The 3,083-nt window shown below is 51.8% G+C and carries 3 protein-coding genes; 1 reads left to right on the forward strand and 2 read right to left on the reverse strand.

Annotated elements, in window-relative coordinates; genetic code table 11:
* On the forward strand, positions 1-793 hold a 793-nt coding region (locus ACEW8P_RS07670; RefSeq protein ID WP_373512505.1), incomplete at its 5' end, for an FG-GAP repeat domain-containing protein.
* Between the two features lie 28 nt (positions 794-821).
* Here the strand turns inward: ACEW8P_RS07670 and ACEW8P_RS07675 are convergent.
* Together ACEW8P_RS07675 and ACEW8P_RS07680 are read right to left on the reverse strand one after the other, a co-directional pair.
* Positions 822-1,514 carry a hypothetical protein gene (locus tag ACEW8P_RS07675; RefSeq protein ID WP_373512506.1) on the reverse strand — a complete coding sequence of 231 codons (693 nt, stop codon included), beginning with the start codon at positions 1,512-1,514 and terminating at the stop codon, positions 822-824.
* Between the two features lie 105 nt (positions 1,515-1,619).
* Positions 1,620-3,083: c-type cytochrome (locus ACEW8P_RS07680; protein ID WP_373512507.1), on the reverse strand; the 1,464-nt coding region annotated here is incomplete at its 5' end.

The raw sequence follows: 3,083 nt of genomic DNA on the forward strand, positions 1-3,083 counted from the left end.
AGATCTGAATCAGGATGGGCTTGACGATGTAGTGGCTTGTGAGTTTGGCAACGAAACCGGACAATTGGCCTGGTACAAAAACAACGGGAGAGGCGGCTACGACAAAAGGATTTTGCGCGAGAAACCCGGCGCGATCAAGGCGATTATCAAAGATGCCAACAACGACGGACTGCCGGATATTTATGTCCTCATGGCGCAGGGTGACGAGGGCCTTTTCTTGTACGAGAATCAGGGGGAAGGTACTTTTCATGAGAAAAAACTACTGTCTTTTTTGCCACTCAACGGGTCGCAGTACATCGAACTGGCCGATTTCAACAAAGACGGTTTCGACGACATCGTCTATGTATGCGGCGACAATGCCGATAAAACGCCGATTTTGAAGAACTACCACGGCATTTATGTTTACCTCAACGGTGGGAAGGGTAGTTTCAAGCAGTCTTACTTTTACCAGTTAAACGGTGCTTATAAAGCCATAGTGCAGGATTACGACTTGGATGGCGACCTCGACATTGCCGCCATTTCTTTCTTCCCGGACTACCTTCGCTACCCGGAGGAAAGCTTCGTCTATTTGAAAAATAAGGGCAACCTGACATTTGATGATTACTCTTTTCCCCAAGCTTCGAGGGGAAGGTGGGCAGTAATGGATGCCGAAGACATGGACGGAGACGGAGATACCGATCTTGTTTTGGGTTCTTTCGTCTATCTGTTGCCGCAGGGCGATACCACCGGACTAGGCAAAAAATGGCTTTCGACCGGGCCTTCGGTCATTGTGTTGGAAAACACCATTCGGTAGGCGGTGCGTTGAAGACCTTCTGGAATGATTACTTTCCTATAAAGAAAATCAACCCAATGATGATAAAAGGCACCGCTAATAAAAGCATTAGCCCGACCAAAATCAGTATAGCCGAAGCATAAGGGTGTTTGACAAAAAGGTTTTCGAGGGGAGTAGCACTGAGTTTCACTTTGGGCTCTCCGGCCTGTTTTACCTTTTCACTCACCAGAAGATAAGCGGGAATCAATTCATCGAGAGCTTCCAAATCGACCGACTTCATTCGATAGGCGTACGTCAGTCCCATGGGGTCGAGCGTCAGGCTTTGCTGCCTTCTGATCTGCCGCTCCGTACTAAAAAGTATCCCCAGTGCCTCTTGGACTTCTTCCTGATACAAGATGTGCTCGCTCCATTCCTTCTCGGCAACCCGAGCCAAGAGATCGTCTCTCAGTCCTTCCAGATTTATCCTGCCCTTCCTCTTATCGAGGTAAACAACGAAGCGATTTTGGGCGATATCCCTGTCGGTGACGATGAAACGGGAGGGGACATTTAGCCGCATAGTGAACGTTACGCGACAGCCAACGAATTCCCGGTAACGAATTTCCCCGGCGTACTTTGTCCTTTTTAAAGGCTGAAACAGTAGCTCCAAAGGGCCGTGTTCCGTTTTGCGGATAAATTTTAAGGGCTTGTCGCCCTGGGCAAAGTGGTTTTTTTCTAAAAAGGAGGTGAGGGTCGGGTCGCTCATGGTTCTGTTTTTTGGTAAGTACCTGAAAAACAAGTCCCTTTACAAACCCTACTCGAAATAGTTAGTTAACGGTAATAGATGGACACAGCCGACTTCCCGATGGGGCTACTTTTCCCCCAAAGATTTCACAAACAAAATCACCGACTCGATATCCGTATCGGACAAAATCCCCTCAAAAGAGGGCATTTCGGCGTTATAGCCTTTGATAATTTTGGCGGTAGGATTCAGGATGGACTCTCGCAGATAGGCGTCGTCGGCCACGACGGTGGAACCGTCTTCCAATGGCCGCTTCGCGCCGTATAAGCCCTGGAACGGTGGGCCGTACATGCCTTTGGTGCGGGTGCCTTCCGAGTGGCAACCAGCACAGGCCGTTTTGGTAAAAATGGCCTTGCCTTTTTCCGCCGAGGCGAGTTCTTTTGGCTTTTCCAAAACATTTCGGCGGGCCGTTAGCTGCGCGTAATCTACATTAGTAAAGCCGTATTGTCCGGGAGCGATGTCTTCCAGGTAGTTGATCGTAAACCAGAATTCATCCGCTATTTTATGACCGTCTTTCGCGGTTAGCTGGTAATCTACTTCCATCTGCATCACCTCTTTCATCTCCGGCACCAGGAGTAGTACCTTCTTGCGATCGGGCGATAAATAAGCCGCCGAGACGAACATCGTTTCCTCGCCCGTCGAGCCGTCCAGTTTGTAATGCCCGGAACCATATTCTTCAGTACGGAGGTAGTTGTAGCGTTTGATTGCATAGTTGTCAGGGTCGGTAGCCGTGGCCACATCGAGTTCGGAGTCGAAGCTCAACACGATGCCCTGCCTGCCCGCCTCGAACCGATTAACCATGTAGCTAGGCTTCTCCGTGTAGCGCAACCGCAGTAGGGCGCTCAACCCTTTGGAGTTAGACCCCCACAGATTGAAGCCCGCCACATAAAGCTGCCCGTCCTGCGGGTTGGTCGTGCCCTTCGAGGTGGGGGCCGGGTAGTCGGCATGAATCATAGAAAGCCCGCCCTGAATACCCCGCGAAGTACTATCCATCAGCACCCGAAACATACCGGGGCGACCGTAGGAAAAGTGAATCAAATCCCCACTCAGCGGCCCCATTTTAGTACTGGTTACCCAGGCTTGGCCGATGCTGGACTGATCAACGTGGTGAGGAATCCAGGTGAGTGGCGGCGCAATAGGTGGGTTGTCAGTTCGGTGAACGGTGGGACTCACACCGTAATAATCACCCTTTTTTATCAAATAAATTGGCGAGGAAGGCACGAAATTCCCCTGCTGGTCGGAGGCGGTCAACACGCCCGTCTTGGGATTCATGCCCAGGTACGGCCCACGCAACCCCGTAGCAATCACCTCGACCTCACGGCCGTTGGGCGAGACCCGCATAATCACCCCATTGTGCTGCGAACCTTTGCGGAAGCCCTTGGCGACCTGCGGCGTAACGCCGGGGCCGTTGCTCAGGCTGCCGCCTTTGGCGATATAAAAGCCCCCGCCCGGTGCGGGCACGATGTCTCCCGCCCACTCCCGGCCCTCAGGCGACTGCGACATCACGTTCGAGAAATTCTCGTAGTAGTCGGC

Origin of the sequence: Persicitalea sp. (assembly GCF_041751555.1) — a bacterium.
GTDB lineage: Bacteria > Bacteroidota > Bacteroidia > Cytophagales > Spirosomataceae > Persicitalea.